This is a genomic window from Peribacillus sp. S4 (assembly GCF_046715815.1).
Classification (GTDB): Bacteria; Bacillota; Bacilli; order Bacillales; family DSM-1321; genus Peribacillus; species Peribacillus frigoritolerans.
In genome coordinates, this window is record NZ_CP175708.1 from 3,926,323 (window position 1) to 3,944,299 (window position 17,977).

General features: G+C 43.3%; 21 protein-coding genes and 1 other annotated feature. Of the genes, 2 read left to right on the forward strand and 19 right to left on the reverse strand.

Annotated elements, in window-relative coordinates:
• Window positions 1–30 precede the first annotated feature (30 nt).
• Window positions 31–561 carry a transcription repressor NadR gene (locus tag ACJ9PY_RS18605; protein ID WP_063575563.1) on the forward strand — a complete coding sequence of 177 codons (531 nt, stop codon included), beginning with the start codon at window positions 31–33 and terminating at the stop codon, window positions 559–561.
• Window positions 562–622: 61 nt separating this feature from the next.
• Here ACJ9PY_RS18605 and ACJ9PY_RS18610 read toward each other — a convergent pair whose 3' ends face one another.
• From ACJ9PY_RS18610 to ACJ9PY_RS18660, 11 genes are all read right to left on the reverse strand, one after another.
• A complete protein-coding gene (locus tag ACJ9PY_RS18610; protein WP_411738734.1) occupies window positions 623–1,315 on the reverse strand; it encodes a DUF6944 family repetitive protein in 693 nt (230 codons plus the stop codon).
• Window positions 1,316–1,677: 362 nt separating this feature from the next.
• Window positions 1,678–2,553, reverse strand: a complete 876-nt coding sequence (pheA, locus tag ACJ9PY_RS18615; RefSeq protein WP_063575561.1) for a prephenate dehydratase — start codon at window positions 2,551–2,553, stop codon at window positions 1,678–1,680.
• Between the two features lie 540 nt (window positions 2,554–3,093).
• Window positions 3,094–3,543 (reverse strand): ACT domain-containing protein, encoded by a 450-nt coding sequence (locus ACJ9PY_RS18620; protein WP_034308837.1) that lies wholly within the window; start codon window positions 3,541–3,543, stop codon window positions 3,094–3,096.
• A gap of 40 nt (window positions 3,544–3,583) precedes the next feature.
• Window positions 3,584–4,873, reverse strand: a complete 1,290-nt coding sequence (obgE, locus tag ACJ9PY_RS18625) for a GTPase ObgE (protein WP_048688961.1) — start codon at window positions 4,871–4,873, stop codon at window positions 3,584–3,586.
• Between the two features lie 48 nt (window positions 4,874–4,921).
• Window positions 4,922–5,461 carry a Spo0B domain-containing protein gene (locus ACJ9PY_RS18630; protein ID WP_063575560.1) on the reverse strand — a complete coding sequence of 180 codons (540 nt, stop codon included), beginning with the start codon at window positions 5,459–5,461 and terminating at the stop codon, window positions 4,922–4,924.
• A 537-nt stretch (window positions 5,462–5,998) separates the two neighbouring features.
• Entirely contained in the window at window positions 5,999–6,289 is a 291-nt protein-coding gene (gene rpmA, locus ACJ9PY_RS18635; protein WP_048688955.1) for a 50S ribosomal protein L27, read from the reverse strand.
• 12 nt (window positions 6,290–6,301) lie between these two features.
• Window positions 6,302–6,634: a ribosomal-processing cysteine protease Prp gene (locus ACJ9PY_RS18640; protein WP_048688952.1), complete on the reverse strand. Its 333-nt coding sequence runs from the start codon at window positions 6,632–6,634 to the stop codon at window positions 6,302–6,304.
• A 13-nt stretch (window positions 6,635–6,647) separates the two neighbouring features.
• Window positions 6,648–6,956, reverse strand: coding sequence for a 50S ribosomal protein L21 (rplU, locus tag ACJ9PY_RS18645; RefSeq protein WP_034308849.1), 309 nt, complete (start codon window positions 6,954–6,956; stop codon window positions 6,648–6,650).
• 13 nt (window positions 6,957–6,969) lie between these two features.
• Window positions 6,970–7,053: a sequence feature (ribosomal protein L21 leader region), on the reverse strand.
• A 75-nt stretch (window positions 7,054–7,128) separates the two neighbouring features.
• Window positions 7,129–8,601: an Rne/Rng family ribonuclease gene (locus ACJ9PY_RS18650; protein ID WP_278088468.1), complete on the reverse strand. Its 1,473-nt coding sequence runs from the start codon at window positions 8,599–8,601 to the stop codon at window positions 7,129–7,131.
• A 42-nt stretch (window positions 8,602–8,643) separates the two neighbouring features.
• Complete coding sequence (locus ACJ9PY_RS18655) at window positions 8,644–9,510, reverse strand: M50 family metallopeptidase (protein WP_034308855.1); 867 nt, start codon at window positions 9,508–9,510, stop codon at window positions 8,644–8,646.
• Window positions 9,503–10,252 carry a M23 family metallopeptidase gene (locus ACJ9PY_RS18660; RefSeq protein WP_034308857.1) on the reverse strand — a complete coding sequence of 250 codons (750 nt, stop codon included), beginning with the start codon at window positions 10,250–10,252 and terminating at the stop codon, window positions 9,503–9,505. Before ACJ9PY_RS18660 ends, ACJ9PY_RS18655 begins: the two co-directional genes overlap by 8 nt.
• 257 nt (window positions 10,253–10,509) lie before the next feature.
• On the opposite strand from ACJ9PY_RS18660, the gene ACJ9PY_RS18665 reads away from it, so the two are divergent.
• Window positions 10,510–10,953, forward strand: coding sequence for a S1 domain-containing RNA-binding protein (locus tag ACJ9PY_RS18665; RefSeq protein WP_034308861.1), 444 nt, complete (start codon window positions 10,510–10,512; stop codon window positions 10,951–10,953).
• Between the two features lie 131 nt (window positions 10,954–11,084).
• Here ACJ9PY_RS18665 and minD read toward each other — a convergent pair whose 3' ends face one another.
• The 8 genes from minD to ACJ9PY_RS18705 form a co-directional block, all read right to left on the reverse strand.
• Window positions 11,085–11,888, reverse strand: a complete 804-nt coding sequence (gene minD, locus ACJ9PY_RS18670; protein ID WP_034308862.1) for a septum site-determining protein MinD — start codon at window positions 11,886–11,888, stop codon at window positions 11,085–11,087.
• Window positions 11,889–11,890: 2 nt separating this feature from the next.
• On the reverse strand, window positions 11,891–12,574 hold the full coding sequence (minC, locus tag ACJ9PY_RS18675) for a septum site-determining protein MinC (RefSeq protein WP_034308864.1): 684 nt from the start codon (window positions 12,572–12,574) through the stop codon (window positions 11,891–11,893).
• A 117-nt stretch (window positions 12,575–12,691) separates the two neighbouring features.
• The gene (gene mreD, locus ACJ9PY_RS18680) at window positions 12,692–13,210 is read right to left on the reverse strand and encodes a rod shape-determining protein MreD (RefSeq protein ID WP_057276634.1); all 519 of its coding nucleotides are present in this window, start codon (window positions 13,208–13,210) and stop codon (window positions 12,692–12,694) included.
• The gene (gene mreC, locus ACJ9PY_RS18685) at window positions 13,207–14,079 is read right to left on the reverse strand and encodes a rod shape-determining protein MreC (RefSeq protein WP_057276635.1); all 873 of its coding nucleotides are present in this window, start codon (window positions 14,077–14,079) and stop codon (window positions 13,207–13,209) included. Before mreC ends, mreD begins: the two co-directional genes overlap by 4 nt.
• A 137-nt stretch (window positions 14,080–14,216) precedes the next feature.
• Window positions 14,217–15,236 (reverse strand): rod shape-determining protein, encoded by a 1,020-nt coding sequence (locus ACJ9PY_RS18690; protein WP_034308871.1) that lies wholly within the window; start codon window positions 15,234–15,236, stop codon window positions 14,217–14,219.
• A 148-nt stretch (window positions 15,237–15,384) separates the two neighbouring features.
• Window positions 15,385–16,059 carry a RadC family protein gene (gene radC, locus ACJ9PY_RS18695; protein WP_063577662.1) on the reverse strand — a complete coding sequence of 225 codons (675 nt, stop codon included), beginning with the start codon at window positions 16,057–16,059 and terminating at the stop codon, window positions 15,385–15,387.
• A 59-nt stretch (window positions 16,060–16,118) separates the two neighbouring features.
• Window positions 16,119–16,688: a Maf family protein gene (locus ACJ9PY_RS18700; RefSeq protein WP_098186765.1), complete on the reverse strand. Its 570-nt coding sequence runs from the start codon at window positions 16,686–16,688 to the stop codon at window positions 16,119–16,121.
• 189 nt (window positions 16,689–16,877) lie between these two features.
• Window positions 16,878–17,843 (reverse strand): hypothetical protein, encoded by a 966-nt coding sequence (locus ACJ9PY_RS18705; RefSeq protein WP_142398224.1) that lies wholly within the window; start codon window positions 17,841–17,843, stop codon window positions 16,878–16,880.
• Window positions 17,844–17,977 lie beyond the last annotated feature (134 nt).

Genomic DNA, 17,977 nt, shown 5'->3' on the forward strand with positions numbered 1-17,977 from the left:
GAATGTTTGTAATTAAAGAGGTGAGTGTTTATGGAAAGAAAGAAATTACTTGGGGAAGAAAGACGGACGAAACTCTTACATTTATTGCAAACAAGCACGGAGCCTGTAACGGGCAGCGAGCTTTCGCAAATAACGAATGTAAGCCGGCAGGTTATCGTTGGTGACATAACCCTCCTGAAAGCGCGGAATGAACCTATCATTGCCACAAGCCAAGGCTATCTGTACCTGCAATCGGGGAGCACGCAGAAGCCGGAAAGGATCATTGCTTGCCAGCACGATCCTTCCCGGACCCAAGAAGAACTATATTTACTAGTGGATATCGGCATCACGGTGAAAGATGTCAAAATCGAGCACCCCGTATACGGCGACCTAACCGCTTCCATCATGGTCAGCAGCCGTAAGGAGGTACAGCAATTCCTTTCAAGGGTGACGGCAACGAATGCATCGTTTTTATCGGAACTAACGAGCGGCATCCATCTCCATACACTGAGCGCATCTTCTGAAGAACTGCTCGACGAAGCGGAGTGCGCTTTGAGGGATGCCGGCATTTTAGTCGATTGAATGAACGAAAAATCCTCAAAAGATAGGGCTTTTGAGGATTTTTTTTTATGGACTCTCATGCTCACTCATCATTGGAATTGCTTTCATTTGAGCTTCCATTCCCGGAGTTTTCATCTTCGTTACTTCTCAACTGCCCTATAAGGCTAATGACGGAACCGACCGCCTGTACCCAGCCCCCCGTCACTTGGATTAATTCTCCATCAGATGGCTTCTCTTCCAAATTAGGATATTGATATTTTTGCTGTTCCTGCTCCTTATCTTGTTCATCTTGTTCTTGATCCTTATCTTGGTCTTTTTCTAGAATGCTATTTTTAAGTTCGGCAATTCCACCCATCGCTTGCATCGAATTCCCAATCGCCTGCAACAAATTTCCCGTAGCATTGAAGGCCTGTTCCGGTTCATCCGGATTTTCGTATGCCCCCGCCAAAGCGGTTCCTCCTCCCAACGCTTGAATCAGATTGCCTTTGATGATTAATTCCTGTTTCGTTATTTCATCAAAATCAATGACTAGGCCTAAGATAACAGTCGAATTTCCGATTGCCTGTATTATATTCCCGAATTTATCCAGTGACCAGGTTTCTTCCGCGTCGGCCAATAAGGCATTTCCTGTTGCTTGAAGTTCATTTCCAATCAAATCCAAGTTAGTGCGATATTTTTCGTCCAAGACATGTGAGGGTGTACCCGCTATAGCAGAAATGACAGTTCCTATCGCTTGAATCCAAGAACCGAAAGTTTCTTTGAATTGATTATCCATCTCTGCTGATCACCACCCTCTCTCTGTATTTTTTGATAAAAAAGGTGCATCCACTGAATTAGTTTTCAAAATATGTATTGCCAGTTCCACATATGGGCCACCGAGATTTACTTATTGTATTTGCTTTCAGCACAATCGGTGTTTGTTTTCCATCCAGAATCATAGGCACTTTTTATCATGAAAAACTTCGCCATCTTCCCAAAATCCAATGAACCTGCCTATTGCTATATATTTCATCAAATGACAGCCCACCATTTTAGGAACTTGTACACAAGGGAAATACAAATCTTAACGAACACAAAAAATGCCCCGGAAATAATCCCGGGGCACCCTTCTTATTCATTGTACTCAGCTTTTAACATTCATCGTTGCGGTACACCAGTTTGGACTTTAAAGCATGTATAGCTTCCCATGATCGATACCGTACATCCTAAGGCCTCGAGCTCAGAGATCGCTCCTGGGATCAGGACATCGTCAAGGGACATTTCGATGTCGATGATGAAGAAGTAATTGCCTAATCCTGTTTTCATGGGTCTTGATTCAATCTTGGAAAGGTTAAGTTTCCTCCAGGAAAAAGCGGAAAGCACTTGGTGCAGCTGCCCTGAGTGGTCGGCAGGCAGCTGAATCATCAAGGTCGTTTTCTTATCCCCTTCAACGGTCAAATGCCCTTCATAGTCGACTTCACTGTTGGATACGACGATAAACTTGGTGTGATTATGTTCATAATCGTGAATATTTTGTTTGACAATCGTCAAACCGTACTCCTCTGCAGCCATATCATTTGCAATCGCCGCAATATTGATATCGGGATTCTCCATCACCATCTTCGCAGCGGCTGCAGTGGATGTGACATACTCATATGGAATGCCCCTTAGCTCATTATGTAGGAATTTGCGGCATTGAGCGATGGCATGGGAATGCGAATAAACCATGTCAGGTTTGAAACCAGGATATGCATGATCCGGGTGCACCATATAATGCTGTTGGATTGGAATCGTTACTTCGCCTTTCATCGGCAATGTGACTTCATGGACTAAGTAATCCATCGTTATATTTACCGAACCCTCTAAAGCATTCTCGATCGGCACGAGCGCGTGATTCACTTCCCCGTCCCGAACAGCATCAAGGCAGTCCGGAATCGTGTTCATCGGTATTTTTATATCATTAGGAAATAGTCGCGATACAGCTAAATCCGTGAACGTTGCTTTTGGTCCAAGAAATGCAATTTTCGCTGTCATATTATAAACTCCTTTTCACGGAAAATCTATTGTTTATGTTATGCCATTTTCTGATTTTTTACAATAGTTAATCGTTAATTTCCTCTTACAAATGAAAACAGCCTGAAGACAAACCCGATAATAAATGAGTTTGTCTTCAGGCTAATTTATGTTTTTAAACGTTGACCGTTGATTTTCGCTCCAGGCACTCGCTTTCGGAGTCTCGTACCTTACGTTCCAATCAACTTTGTCTATTCAGCGAGATCAAAAATGATCACGAGAGCCCATTGGCCTTTAGGTTACGGTTTCCATGATAAATGCTTTACTTCTCAACGTTCGCACAAATTATGAGCCACGCTTTAAAGATACCGACCTGTTTGAACAGATTTACTATTGCATCTTAATGAAAGCTTCCGGATTATTTCGCGGAGCTACTATCTACGGTCTGCACCGCATGAAACGAATAGGCAAACTTTTTTGTTCAGTATCAGTTGGAAAAGGTTTAGGAAACCTTTTGTCTACAAACTGACAGCCTGTACATGTGTCATGTACAGGCTGTTTTCATGCGCCGTTACCAATGATTTCGACTTTTTCGACGAACTCCATTTTACGCAGTTTAGTGAGCAGTTCATTAATATCCATCGTCATCCCACCCGTATTCAGGGATAGGGTGACATTTGCACGTCCCTGTAAAGGAATCGTTTGGTGGATGGTCATGATGTTGCAACCGGATGAGGCGACGAGCCGTAAAAGCTCCGATAGAGTACCAGAACGATCTTCAAGATAGAAGAACAGTGTAATCAGCTTTTCCTTAACAACTGTATGAAACGGAAAAACCGTGTCACGGTATTTGTAAAAAGCACTCCTGCTTAGGTCCACTCGCTGTACCGCTTCCCAAACTGATTCCGCTTTTCCCCGTTCAATCATTTCTTTTGCATCCAGCGTTTTTTTCATCGCTTCGGGAAGGACATCCTCTCGAACGAGGAAAAATTTCTGATCGGACTTATTCAAACTCCGCACGCCTCCTTTTGCCTGCCATCATGGTCTCCAATCAATCAACAAATTCAAATTCATATTCAAGGATACGGACGATATCGCCATTTGTCGCACCTTTTTGGCGAAGGCCTTCGTCGACTCCGAATGAACGAAGCTGTCTGGCGAAACGACGTATGGACTCTTCACGGGTGAAGTCAGTCATTTTGAATAGACGCTCGATCTTGAATCCTGATACGGCAAAGCTGCCATCGGGTTCGCGTTCAATGTTAAATTCATCCGACTGTGATGTATGTTTATATAGAACCCGGTGGATTCCAGTATTCTCTTCTTCATGTTCAAGAGGGAACTCAGGGGTCTCTTCGATTTTATCAGCGATTGCATAAAGAAGCTCACGGATCCCTTCACGCGTCACGGCAGAAATCGGGAAGACAGGATAGTCTTCTTCCAGCTTTTCTTTGAAAGCAGCTAAGTTATCTTCTGAGTCCGGCATATCCATTTTACTTGCTACAATGATTTGCGGACGTTCAGTCAAGCGCAGGTTATACTCTTCCAATTCTTTATTGATTGTTTGGTAGTCTTCATATGGATCCCGGCCTTCAAGACCCGACATATCGATTACATGAACGATTACCCTCGTTCTTTCAATATGGCGCAGGAATTGATGTCCAAGTCCCACTCCTTCTGAAGCGCCTTCGATCAGACCAGGTAAATCGGCCATGACGAAGCTGCGGTGATCTTCCGTTTCCACCATTCCGAGGTTAGGTACGATCGTTGTAAAATGATATTCGGCAATTTTAGGCCTTGCTGCGGATACGACAGAAAGCAAAGTGGATTTCCCTACACTTGGGAAACCAACCAAACCGACATCAGCCAACAGTTTCAATTCCATGACGATATCGCGTTCTTGGCCGGGTTCGCCATTCTCCGCGATTTCAGGTGCAGGATTGGCAGGCGTGGCAAAACGGGAATTTCCCCGGCCTCCGCGGCCACCTTTGGCGATAACGGCGCGTTGTCCATGCTCAACTAAATCAGCAATGACTTCCTTCGTTTTATCATCGATGACAACGGTGCCAGGTGGAACCTTGATGACCATATCTTTTGCAGCTGCACCATGCATGTTTTTGGACATGCCATGTTCTCCGCGAGGTGCCTTAAAGTGACGTTGGTAACGGAAATCCATTAATGTACGCAAGCCCTCTTCCACTTCAAATACGACATTGGCCCCATTACCGCCATCTCCGCCAGCCGGTCCGCCTTTAGGTATGAATTTCTCACGACGATAAGCAACTATCCCGTTACCACCGTCTCCGCCTTTTACATAGACTTTCGTTTGATCGACAAACATGCTATCACTTCCTTGTTTTCTGCAAGTCAATTCTTGCTGTATACTTCTCTAAAAGTTAATATCCATCTTAAAAAATATTTCATCCTCATTACATTCAAGAATTTCAATTGATTGCTCGGCCGTTAATGAACTCTCCAAAAACTCGATCACTGGGGATTGATCAATGAACCTGCCTTGCATATGAAATGTACAGTGCATATCACTCACTTCTTTTTTACACATAGAAACAGCCAGTATATTTTCAAAAAACGGATCCAGGTTTTTATCCAGAATCTTGAAGAAATCGTTTGTCCAGCGATACATCAGCCCGTCCATCTCGGCTGAGCCTTCAAAAACATCAATGATTTCATATTCGCAATAAAATGATCCATTATTCCAATTCGACGTCAACAGCATCTCGGTGAACTTAGGCAAATTCAAACTGGAAAGTCGTGCTTCATTCTGGGTTTCAACAATGATTTCATCAATGATGCCCTTGACACGATCAATTCTGTTCAACTCCAGATTCCCTTTGATGATTTGAATTTTATTCAGCCAGTCATGCCTGGTTTGACGCAGAGTTTCAATAGTCGTCCAATTTTTATCCATTATTAACACCTTCAATTATGATAAAGAAACTTTTTTCAGCTCTATCATGTTGAATACTTCCATTTGTACAGTATATCAAAAAAACAACAAACAGGAAATGAAGCTCGATTCACATGCCTTCACATGAAAGCCCCCGTCCAAAAAATACAGCCGCACACCCTGAGTTCTTTGGACGATGGTAGAGCCATTTGAACTAAAAAAGAGAATGGGCCTTATTTATGCACCAATTGGAGATATTATAGTTGAATTGGAGTGTCTATTTGGTTTAACCAAATAGGATGGATGAATAATCTTGGATTTACCCCCTGAAAGTTTAAGAAAGCCCGCCTATTGGCGAGCCTTTTGTAAGTCAGAGGTTGTTTCCTTATACTAATGACTAAAGTCTCCTGCAAAATGCTGGTTCGTTCCTATAGTATAAATAAAGGGCCGGACCCCTTCATCACTATATAGCATACCATTATTAATAATGACGCGGTATATAGTGTCTTGTAGAAGGAATCAGACCCTTTTGAGTCAGCCTCTGTTCAAAGATGCCAATTATGCTTCTTGTGCAACTGGATATACGCTTACTTTTTTACGGTCACGTCCGAAACGTTCGAATTTAACAACACCGTCTACTTTAGCGTATAGAGTATCGTCTCCACCACGGCCTACGTTCTCACCAGGATAGATTTTTGTTCCGCGTTGACGGTAAAGGATAGAACCACCAGATACGAATTGACCATCTGCACGTTTAGCGCCAAGACGCTTGGAGATTGAGTCACGTCCGTTCTTTGTAGAACCTACTCCTTTTTTCGAAGCGAAGAACTGAAGATCTAATCTTAACATTTGTTCCACCTCCTATTGGTTGAGGATAATTTTCATGTATTTACCATAATCACGTTCGATGGTTTGCAGCGATATGAGCATTCCGTTCAAAAGCAGCTGAACCTTCTCTTCCGATTCCGGCGAAAGATTCCCCGGAATGGCGCAGCGAAGATAGCCGCCTTCTCGCCCTTGCTCAATCTCAGGCTCTACGTCCGTTAAGGACATGATGGCATTGACTGCCCCGAAGGAAACAGCCGATACACCTGCACAAACGATATCAGAACCTTTTTTAGCAAAATTAGCATGTCCGCTTAAGGTGAACGAAGCAATCCGTTCCTGCGGAGCATCAAATACAACTTTGATCATCTAGAATCAGCCCTTACGCGTTGATTGCTTCGATAACAACTTTAGTGTATGGTTGACGATGACCTTGTTTTTTACGATTGTTTTTCTTCGCTTTGTATTTGAAAACAGTGATTTTCTTTTGCTTACCTTGTTTTTCGACAGTACCTGTTACAGTAGCGCCTTCAACTAGTGGAGCACCGACTTTCACGTCTTCGCCACCTACGAATAAAACTTTGTCAAATGTAACAGTTTCGCCTGCTTCTGCGTTTAATTTTTCAATGTAAACCGCTTCGCCAGCTGCTACTTTAATTTGTTTACCGCCAGTTTCGATAATTGCGTACATACTTGCACCTCCTTAAATGTCTCAGACTCGCCAATCACAGGCGTTTTACCAAAAAGGCAAAAGCTTAAAACCTGATGTTGAGCGGTTGTAGCACGGGTGCTACAAACATAACATTAAAATCCTACCATGAAACAGGAAAGGCTGTCAATATATTTATAACAATTCCCGCTCTTCACTCGAAAGCCCGCCCGATTTCCTGAATGCTTCCGAATCGCTTGATGGAATAGGCATTCGTCAAACCTGGGATAAAAGACAGGAATATCTTTTTAGCGATCAATTCCTCCAATGCCGGCCGATATGATTCCTTTTCACCAAGCAGCACGTCCGCCACCGCTTTACTGACCTCCACCCATACCGCTTCATCATCCGTCTTCCTGTGTTCCAGCAGTTCACGTTCCAACCGGAAGGCCACCGTTTCCGGGCTCTCGATTTTACCGCTTCCGCTGCACACAGGGCAAGGCACCGTCGTCATTTCACTTAAAGACGGGGAGGTTCGCTTTCTCGTCATTTGTAAAATGCCCAGTTCCGTAAAACCGATGACCTGGATTCGCTTTTCATCCCTCACCGCTTCCTTTTTGACGATTTCGATGATTTCCTGCTTATGCCGGGACTGGTCCATATTAATGAAATCTATCAGGATGATTCCGCTGATATTCCTCAATCTCAGTTGACGTGCGACCTCTTTCGCCGCAGCCTGATTGACCGCAAACAATGTTGCTTCCTTCTCCACCTTGCCGGTGAACTTACCTGAATTGACATCGATTACGGTGAAAGCTTCCGTTTCTTCAAAAATTAAATATCCGCCATTATCAAGCCAAACGATTTTCTTGGCCATTTTCTCAACTTGCGCTTCCACATTCCATTCGGAAAAAATATTCCTGGTACCCGCTACATGGGATATTTCCCACTCCTTACGGTTTTCCTGTATCCATTTTTTCAACTCGCGATAGGCCTCGAAGTCATCGATGGCAAGTTCCCCGTTCGCCGTTCCCGACATTTCGGAAATGATCATATCAAGGTATGCGTCCCTTTCATAGAGAAGGGACGGGGCTTTCAGCGACGCAGCCTTGACTTCAAGCCCTTTATGGAGCTCCCGCAATCCAGTTAACCTGTCAAGGAAGACCGATTCACTTTCGTTCTCCATCGAGGTGCGGACAATCAGTCCCTCATCAGGATTTTTATGCTGCATGGCCGTTTCCCGCCATTGCTTCTGAAGATCGTCGTTTTTGAATTTCTTTGAAACACCAACATAATCTATTCCATGTATGTAAACGAGGGACTCCGTTGAAAACTCGATCAGCCCCGTCAATTTAGCTCCTTTTGTTCCCGTTTCATCCCGGGTCACCTGAACTAGCAGCTTTTCTCCCTGACGGACAAATTGACCGATGGGTGCTTTCCCATCACTTTTTTTTGTAAGCTGGAAGGAGGGAATCTCGTCACGGTGTAAAAAACCATTCTTCTCTGCACCATAATCAATGAAGGCGGCATCCATTCCCGGCAGCACCTTCGTCACCTTCCCAAGATAAATATTACCGACCGTACTGCGCTTTTGAGGCGGCATGATTTCAAGTTTACGTAAAACACCATTCTCAAGGACGGCCACTCTTTTTTCGCGTGAAGCTAGGTTCGCGATCATTTTTTTCATCAAAAAAAATCCTCTCCTCAATTTGAAGAAAGGATAACATATTTAATAAGAATATAATAGGTCGCCGATTTTCCCGTTCGTCATTTTCTCCGAAAAATAGGCATGAAGGATTTCCGTTTCATCCAACGAGCCGCTCTCTTTCCCGTTTTTCATGATGATGACGGGGTGTTTACAGCCGCGTTGAAACAGTTCCAGCACTTTATAAATCGGTTCTTGTGAATCCACCGATATCGGCTTCAGTTTCGCCAAATCATTCGTATGCCCGTAATGGCGCTGCAAAAGAAAGCGGATGAACGCGTAATACCTCTGCCGCCATTCCATGACGAGTGAGAGACTTATGAAAAAGATGATGAGCCAGATGTTCAAATTGAGCGGATCCAGTATGATCCAGGTCAAAAAAGCCAGGACAGCGAATACTGCAGAAAAGTGTAGGGTATGCTTTTGCGCTTCCAAAAAGGTGCAGTATAGGGAAATACCGATGAATAGCAAGCGTCCCCCGTCCAAGGGCCAAATTGGCAGTAGATTAAAAATCAGCAGCATGAGGTTCATATACAAAAAGGGCTGGTACAGCTCATATGGGATAATAGTGAAGAAATAGAGCAAAAAAGCTGCGCCAATGAGCCAAACATGTTGAAGCGGACCGGCAAGCACCACCGCCAAATCCTCCTTCAAACTCTTATTTCCATACTCCTCAGTCTCGACTGCCCCGCCAAAAGGAAGCAGCTGGATTGACTTTATCCGCCATTTGAAGTGCTGGGCACAGACAGCATGCCCCATTTCATGAATGAAGACGATGAGCAGCAGCATCATCATTTCAACGAAATGGGCTGTGAGGATGGCGATGCCAATGACAAACCACAGTGTCGGGTGCACCCTGATTTTAAACAGTAACTTCGCATATTCACTCAAAGGAAATCACCTTTTTAGGATCGACGAAAGCATCATTTTCTTTTATCGCTAAATAAAATCTGCCCTTAGATCCATCCTCACTTAGTGTAACCTGTCCGACTTCATTTCCCTTTTTAACGAACTCATACAATTTCACATCAATTTCTTTCAGCTGCCCATACCAAGATTCAGTTTTATTGGCATGCTGAATGACTACCGTCTTTCCGATCCCCTCCTTTTCACCGGCAAAAATGACGACCCCTTCATTAACGGCCTCGACCTTTGAGCCTTTGCTCGTTTCCAATATGATTCCCTCACCGTTCGTCTCGAAGTTTTGGGTAATCTTCGCAGAAGCTGGCATTGCATATTCCTCATTCGAATCAACAGTTTCCGTATTGGCTTCATTCGGTAAAAAAGCGATTGGTTTACCAAACGCACTTTCGTACCAATTGGAGATTGAAGCGAACTGAAATTCCTTGTTCATGTTCTCCGTGACAAAACTTCTGGCAGGGTCCAGCCGCACAGAAGGGTGTTTGAACATCACCGCAACTATCAGGAACAGGCATACACTGGCAAGGATTTTAAAGAAAAAATATTCTTTCTTGAAGAGCGGATGATCTTTCTCGGAATACCCGTTATATGAATCAATCCCATATGGTTCCTCATTGTTGATTTCCGTCCAACTGCTGCTTCCTGCCGGCTTATCATTAAACTTGCGTCTCTTGGCAATACGATTTCGTATATCTTTCCTGCGATCATCCATTCCAGATTCCCCTCCCTGCTCATGTCAAAGCGCTATATTACAACGTATGAGCAACTTGTCCAGACTATGACGGAGAAAAGATATTCTTTCTGCACATCCTGAAAAATTTTTTCCAATGAAAAATCATCAAGAAACCAATGAATTTCCAAGGTGATTTCTGTATCGATTCAGAAAATCTAATAATTGAGATTGATATTGTTCCCTGAAATTTGTTATAATAAAGTGGTTTTAACATTATTGAGGGGGAACAATTTTTTATGTCAATCGAAATAGGCAGCAAAGTACAAGGTAAAGTAACAGGTATCACTAATTTTGGAGCATTCGTAGAATTACCAGGAGGCTCAACAGGTCTTGTGCATATCAGTGAGGTAGCAGATAGCTATGTAAAAGACGTAAATGACCATCTTAAAGTAGGCGACCAAATTGAAGTAAAAGTGATTAGTGAGAAAGACGGAAAAACTGCCTTGTCCATCAAAAAGGCTATAGATAGACCCGAAGGGCAAACCTCTTCTTATACCAAACGCCCACCACGCCAAGGGGATAGCCGTTCTAAAGATTTTCGTTCAAAAGGTAATTTCCAACCAAAGGAAAATTTCGAAGATAAAATGGTGCGCTTTTTAAAGACTAGCGAAGAAAATTTATCGACTCTTAAACGCAGCACTGAATCAAAACGCGGCGGCAGAGGCGGAAGACGCGGATAACCCGCTGCATTTTAGCATATAGAACAGGCAAGCCGGGATACGGCTTGCCTTTTTTATTTTCCTGAAGTTCCGTCCAAAAAAAAAAGCGAGGGCATCAAATGCTCCCCGCTTCTTGACAAAGGAATATAGATTTACCGCACGCTAAAGAATTTTTTCAACTTGGACATGAAGCCCTTTGGTTCGCTGCCAATTGGAGTCAAGGGCACAGATTCACCAAGGATCCTTCTGGCAATGTTCCGATAGGCAAGCGAGACTCGATTGTCCGGATTGTATGCAATGGGTTCCTTTTTATTCGCTGCCACAATGACCTGGTCATCATCAGGAATGACGCCGATCAAATCAATCTTAAGAAAATCGGCAACTCCATCGATATCCATTTCTTCATCCTCATGAAGCAAATGGCCGCGAATCCGGTTGATGATCAATTGAGGCGGTTCAATATGCTCTTCTTTTTCAAGCAGGCCAATAATACGGTCAGCATCCCTTACAGCCGGTCTCTCTGCCGTCGTAACGATAATCGCCTTGTCTGCCCCAGCTATGGCATTCCTGAACCCCTGTTCGATGCCTGCAGGGCAATCAATGATGACATAATCATAGTCAGGCTTCATATCGCTTATGAGTTTCCTCATCTGCTCTTCATTCACCACTGTTTTATCACTATTTTGCGGAGCTGGAAGCAAATAAAGCAAATCCTCGAAATGTTTATCCTTAATGAGCGCCTGGTGAATCTTGCAGCGCCCTTCGACCACATCGACCAAATCATAGATGATGCGATTCTCCAATCCCATGATCACATCCAGATTCCGAAGACCAATATCCGTATCAATCAAGCAAACCTTCTTGCCTAGAAGAGCTAAAGATGTTCCTAAATTGGCGGAGGTGGTCGTTTTCCCGACACCACCCTTACCGGATGTTATAACTATTGCCTCTCCCACGATTAGAGACCCCCTTCTAATCTATTTAAATTAGGTCTATATTTCTTTAAAACTTGCAGTTTTTCTATAATGATATTTTCTTCTTCATCCATGAAGGCACATTCCAAGTCATGTCCCCATTTTGAATATTGATCGGGAGATAAGTTCACTTGTCCGGCAATGCGCAGCTGGGCAGGCTTCATGACAGAGGCAGCTATGATGGCCTCATTATTCCCTTTATATCCGGCATGGGCTATTCCCTTTAGCTGTCCCATGATATATATGTTGCCACCCGCACGAACCGTTCCGTCGGGATTGACATCCCCAATTAACAGTAAGTCACCGGGAACTTCAAAAACCTGTCCCGACCTTATCACCTTTGTCACTGTCGTCACTTGGTTTTCTTCTTTCCATCGTTTCGCTTCATCCTTCGTCAGGACATTCGAAATCATCTCAACCACGAAAAGCTTCTTCTTTTTATGGATGACCTCTTTAATCTTTTCTTCTTGTTGTTCATCAAGATAGCGGTTCCCTGTATGTACTTTTACGGAAATGGACGGGTCATTTTCTTGAAACTGATAGTTTGCCGAAAGCTTCACTTCTAACTCTTTCAATAATTCGGAAAATGAGCAAGAATCATCGAGATGAAGCATAAACCCGTCTTTTGTTCCCTTAATCATGACATTTTGCTGAATTCTTTTATTCATGACGTTTGTTTCACCTCAATGAAATATAATTCGACATAGGAAAACAAATTTCCTTTTTCTACGTACACGGAAAAGAGAAAATACATTTCCCACCTGCTTCTTAAAGACACAGGAACGTTATTCCGTTTCTCCTTGCAAATCAAGCATTTCAATCATTCTTTTTAAAGGATAGCAACTGATGATAATGAATGCGAGATTCAATAATAATGTCGGAATCAATCTCCGTTCCGCAAATTCACCAAATCCCATATCTGCAAATGATAGGATGATATTCATCTGAAAGATGACAACCTCTAAAACTGCCGTGAATAAAAGCGCAGTAAGGCAGGCAACCAAAATATTATTTTGCAGGATTTTCATGCTTTTCGATATCAGATAGGCAAGAAAAGGCAGCAGGAACATGTAAATTCCAAGGATTTCCGTATATACGACATCATAAGTCAACCCAAGAATCGCCCCATAAAGCATACCCATTTTCCTGGACCCGTACATGGTCAGGAAAAAAACGAATATCATCATGAAATGGGGCACGACGATTTTATCGGCCCCGAATGCATCTCCAGCGAACATCTGGGCGAAGATGCTTTCAAAAACAAAAAAAACCAAGGCTATGAAAGAAAGGATGAAATATCTCACTCAGCTTCATCCTCCCCTTCACTTTCTTTCGTTACACCGTCCACTTCACGCTGAACGACCATGACATTATTAATATCATAAAAATCCGTCGAAGGTTCGATATATGCAGTCTGGTTCAATCCATATTGATCCACTTTGACATCGACAACTTTCCCGATCAGCAGACCTTTCGGAAAGATTCCTCCATAACCGGATGTGATGACCAATGAATTTTTCTTGATCTTTTTATCGTAAGGAATCCGTTTCATCAGCAAAAGGTTCTTCTTATCATCGAACCCTTCAATCAAGCCATATGCTTTATCATCACCCTGAACGATGGCTGAGACACGGTTGGCTTTATCGATTGAACTTAAAAGTTGAACCGAGGCCGTGAAATCCGTCGCCGATTTCACCTTACCGACTAACCCATTGGAAGTGATGACAGCCATGTTTTTTTCTACCCCATTACGCTTCCCTTTATTGATCGTCAGCATTTCATGCCAGCGGTCGGGATTACGGCCGATGACCGTCGCCTGAGTGGGCGAATACTTCCGCAGGTCATCTTCTTTTTTGAGGTTGTCACGAAGTTCTTCATTTTCTTCCTTTAAATCTTGGACTTGGGTTTTCAATAATACATATTCATCCAAGCGGGCTTTCAATTTTTTGTTTTCATCGTATGTATGTTGAAGGTCTTTTAAGCCCCCTACAAAACCTGTTATACCCGATACTGGCTTATTAAACACATTTCCGACCCAGCCTGTCGTATCTTTCAGGAATTGCTCCGGCCAGGTCAACTCTTCTCTCTCCCTTAATGAAAAACCGATCAATGCCACGAGAACGATAATACTAACGAGCAAGAGAAGGAGCTTTTTATTAAAAAACTGTGGCATGGTGATTACACCTCTATCTAAAATTTACTCTATGGTTTTTTTAAATTACACTATGGATTTAATGAAACAGCAAAACATAAGAAAACCGGCTCAAAATTGCACCTTTTGTTGAGCCGGCCCTATTTGAGAAGTAATGCTTATCGCGAATCTCTTGATTTAGTCTTGAATAAATGAATGTGGTCCAGCGCTTTTCCCGTTCCGATCGCAACACAATCCAGAGGATTTTCAGCGATGATCACCGGCATTTGCGTTTCTTCACTGATGACTTTATCCAAATTGCGCAGCAAAGCACCCCCGCCTGTCAGTACAATGCCTCTGTCCATGATGTCAGCGGCTAATTCAGGTGGTGTTTTCTCTAAAGTGTTTTTCACGGAATCCACAATTGCAGAAACAGTGTCGCTTAATGCTTTGGATATTTCCTCAGCTGTAATTTCGATCGTTTTTGGTAATCCGGTCAATAGGTCACGGCCGCGAATTTCCATGTTTTCGACGCCTTCCGTGTCTCCAGCAGAACCAATTTCCATTTTGATCGCTTCAGCAGTACGCTCACCGATCATCAAGTTGTAGTTCTTACGGATGTAGACGATTATGGCATCATCCATTTCGTCACCGGCAATACGGATCGATTGGCTTGTAACGATTCCGCCAAGGGAAATGATGGCCACTTCCGTCGTCCCTCCGCCGATATCGACGACCATGCTGCCTGTAGGCTCCCAAACGGGAAGGTCCGCACCGATCGCTGCTGCAAACGGTTCTTCGATAGGATATGCGTCACGGGCTCCAGCTTGTCTTGCTGCATCGATGACTGCACGCTGCTCAACTGCCGTAATTCCAGAAGGCACACAAATCATGACATATGGCTTGTTGCCGAATACGCCCTTCTTTTGAGCTTCCTTCATATAGTACTTCATCATGGTAGCCGTCGTTTCATAATCGGCAATTACTCCATCCTTCATCGGGCGCAGGGCAACCACGTTACCAGGTGTACGGCCGATCATGTTTTTCGCATCGTTTCCGACTGCAACGATTTGCTTTGTATCTGTTTGCACCGCTACAACCGATGGTTCACGTACTGCGATGCCTTTTCCCTTCACATAGACAAGCGTATTCGCCGTTCCTAAATCAATCCCTATATCTCTTGCTCCAATTCCAAACATTCTGGTATCTCCCTTTCGTAAACAAAAATGCCTTTTTATAAGTTCAAATAATAATTTGTCGTTTTTTGACAATAAGAGTTTTGAAAAAGTTTCCTCTTTTAAAAATCATAAACAATATTATATCGTATCGTCAAAAAATTTGATAGTGTCATAAATAACCTTTTTCCTTCAAGCTAACATATTTATGTTCCCCGATAATGATATGGTCCAATACTTCAATGCCGATTATTTTACCACATTCGACTAACCTTTTCGTCACTTCAATATCTTCTCTGCTGGGAGAGGGGTCTCCGGAGGGGTGGTTATGAAGACAAATGATAGAGGCAGCTGACCTTTTGAAAGCCTCTTTAAATACCTCGCGCGGATGCACGATCGAGGCATTGAGGCTCCCGATGAATATCGTAGTTTTTTGTAGCACTTGATTTTTCGTATTTAAATAGAGACAGACGAAATGTTCCTGTGATAAAAACCGCATTTCCTCCATGCAATAATTAGCTCCATCTTCAGGAGATCGAATCACATAACGGTCTTGGTCATTCAAATTGTTAATTCTCCTGCCAAGTTCGACAGAGGCCAGGATTTGTATCGCTTTTGCTTCACCAATCCCTTTAATCACGGTCAGTTCTTCCACTGAGGCTTCTTTTAGCAGGCGCAGGCCCTTGAAGGAATTGATGAGCCTGCCGGATAGTTGCAGAACTGATTCTTCCCTTGATCCCGTCCTCAATAGCAAAGCAAGCAATTCCTGATTGGAAAGACTTTGCGGCCCATCCTGGAGAAACCTTTCGCGCGGCCTCTCTTCTTTCGGGTAATCCCGTATTAACATTTTTTCGCTCAAAAGATCAACCCTTCCTTAGAAAAGGGAAGATGCCAGGGGAAATCTGATTATCCTAACTCTTCCTGCATCGCTTTAAGTTCCCGGGCCAGTCTTGAGACCGGAAGCCCGACGACTGAGAAATAGTCCCCTTTGATTTGTTTGACAAGAAGAGATCCGTATCCTTGAATCCCATAGCCGCCAGCTTTGTCAAAAGGTTCCCCGCTATCCAGATATCGTTCGATTTCAGCTTCTGGCAGCTCCCAAAATGTCACTTCCGTTTTTTCTGCGAATACTCTGCGATGCTTTCCGAACAGGATGGCGACACCTGTGTATACTTCATGTGTCCGTCCTGATAACATTTCCAGCATTCTTTTTCCATCCGCCCTGCTTACCGGCTTACCCAAAATCTTACCATCAAGGACAACAACGGTATCCGAGCCGATTACCCAGCTTTCCTGAAATTTTGCTGCGATGGCTTCCGCTTTACGGGATGCCAGTTCTTTCACCGCTGCATCAGGACACATGTTTTCATCAATACTTTCATCAACATTGGAATTCATGCTTTCAAAGGGGATTTGAAGAAATTGAAGAAGTTCTTTACGACGTGGTGATGAGGAAGCTAAAATCAATGGCTGCATAATATAAAAGTCACCTTTCTTTACATAGGGAGATACATATCTATCCTATCAAATAATGGTGCAATCCACAATTATTGTTTACTAGGAATCGACAAATCCCTGTAAGTATTTCCCGGAAAATAAAAAAGGGTGTCACAGATGGTTTCATATTGGGAGGCTTGTCCCATTAGGCAGCCCCCCCTTTTTTCTTTACTTTTGGTAATTCAATAAAAAATTCAGAAGACTTTCTTGAGCCTGGAATAGCTTTTCTTCATTTTTGGAAGTCTCATATTCATCAATCGACTTTGCCGCAGCAGTCAGGTCATCGTTCATCTTTGAAAACGCCGGCGATAATTTCCCCGCCTTCAGTTCATCCATGTTTTTTTTCAGGGTTTCCCCGTTTACCGTCCCTGCCTTTCCGCGAAGCTTTGTTGCGGATGTTTCTGCCAACGAAGCATATACTGCCTTCATCTTGTCGAGGGTTTTTTCATCTTCTTGGCTTGTCCCGGCCGCTTCAAAATTGATTTCCTTCCAATATACATCCACATCATATGACTTTAAGAACAAGGCCAATTCTTTACTTGCAGCTAGACTCTCTGCCGATCCCAGAAATAGATAATAGCTTTCTTCCAATTTGAAGATTTCAGCAGGAACCTGCTTTTCAATGATTTTCTTTTGAATTTGCCTTGCCGCATCCTCGCTGCTGAATACTCCTCCCTGTACAAGGAATGTCTTCAGCTGGTTTCCCGGTTCGGTCACTGCCGCTTTTTTATCTTCAACTGTGGCTTCGGTTGGAATCGGGGTCTCGACCGAAGATACTTCGGCTTTTTCCTTTGTTATCGTTTTAACGGCGATCAAGCCAAGAATCGACCCAAAAAACACAGCACAAATGACTGCAATCATGAATGTCTTGATCGGTCTTTTATCCGAGCTTTTCAGTGACCCGGTACCAAAGCCGATGAGCTTCGGCATTTTCTTCTTTGGCGGTGTGGGTACCAATACGATCTTGCCTTCATTTGAATCCTCAGGGAGTATCCATTCGAAACTCTCATCAGTTTGTTCCTGCTCCTGCTCCTTACTCGCCGCCTCTTGACTTTCAATTTTTTTATCGCCAAATACTTTTTCTTCGCCATTTATTTTAATCGTTACACCCTTGCTTTGTTCCGGCTTGCCCAATTTTTTTCCTCCCCTCCAGATCATTTTTTTCATCCTATCATAGAGGGAAAAAAAAATAACAAGACTTTTGTCGTCTTGTCATTAATAGGTTTCGTCAAATTTCCCTATTCATATATGGGTAACAAAAAAGGAAT

What these genes read in the sequence shown, in the direction of transcription:
- rplU (WP_034308849.1), bottom strand. Translation starts at nt 6,956, where the DNA reads ATGTACGCAATTATCGAAACTGGCGGTAAACAAATTAAAGTAGCAGCT.
- ACJ9PY_RS18605 (WP_063575563.1), top strand. Translation starts at nt 31, where the DNA reads ATGGAAAGAAAGAAATTACTTGGGGAAGAAAGACGGACGAAACTCTTA.
- ACJ9PY_RS18640 (WP_048688952.1), bottom strand. Translation starts at nt 6,634, where the DNA reads ATGATCAAAGTTGTATTTGATGCTCCGCAGGAACGGATTGCTTCGTTC.
- mreC (WP_057276635.1), bottom strand. Translation starts at nt 14,079, where the DNA reads ATGCCACAGTTTTTTAATAAAAAGCTCCTTCTCTTGCTCGTTAGTATT.
- radC (WP_063577662.1), bottom strand. Translation starts at nt 16,059, where the DNA reads ATGTTAATACGGGATTACCCGAAAGAAGAGAGGCCGCGCGAAAGGTTT.
- pheA (WP_063575561.1), bottom strand. Translation starts at nt 2,553, where the DNA reads ATGACAGCGAAAATTGCATTTCTTGGACCAAAAGCAACGTTCACGGAT.
- ACJ9PY_RS18650 (WP_278088468.1), bottom strand. Translation starts at nt 8,601, where the DNA reads ATGAAAAAAATGATCGCGAACCTAGCTTCACGCGAAAAAAGAGTGGCC.
- ACJ9PY_RS18610 (WP_411738734.1), bottom strand. Translation starts at nt 1,315, where the DNA reads ATGGATAATCAATTCAAAGAAACTTTCGGTTCTTGGATTCAAGCGATA.
- ACJ9PY_RS18660 (WP_034308857.1), bottom strand. Translation starts at nt 10,252, where the DNA reads ATGGATGATCGCAGGAAAGATATACGAAATCGTATTGCCAAGAGACGC.
- rpmA (WP_048688955.1), bottom strand. Translation starts at nt 6,289, where the DNA reads ATGTTAAGATTAGATCTTCAGTTCTTCGCTTCGAAAAAAGGAGTAGGT.
- ACJ9PY_RS18665 (WP_034308861.1), top strand. Translation starts at nt 10,510, where the DNA reads ATGTCAATCGAAATAGGCAGCAAAGTACAAGGTAAAGTAACAGGTATC.
- ACJ9PY_RS18630 (WP_063575560.1), bottom strand. Translation starts at nt 5,461, where the DNA reads ATGGATAAAAATTGGACGACTATTGAAACTCTGCGTCAAACCAGGCAT.
- ACJ9PY_RS18690 (WP_034308871.1), bottom strand. Translation starts at nt 15,236, where the DNA reads ATGTTTGGAATTGGAGCAAGAGATATAGGGATTGATTTAGGAACGGCG.
- ACJ9PY_RS18700 (WP_098186765.1), bottom strand. Translation starts at nt 16,688, where the DNA reads ATGCAGCCATTGATTTTAGCTTCCTCATCACCACGTCGTAAAGAACTT.
- minC (WP_034308864.1), bottom strand. Translation starts at nt 12,574, where the DNA reads ATGAATAAAAGAATTCAGCAAAATGTCATGATTAAGGGAACAAAAGAC.
- obgE (WP_048688961.1), bottom strand. Translation starts at nt 4,873, where the DNA reads ATGTTTGTCGATCAAACGAAAGTCTATGTAAAAGGCGGAGACGGTGGT.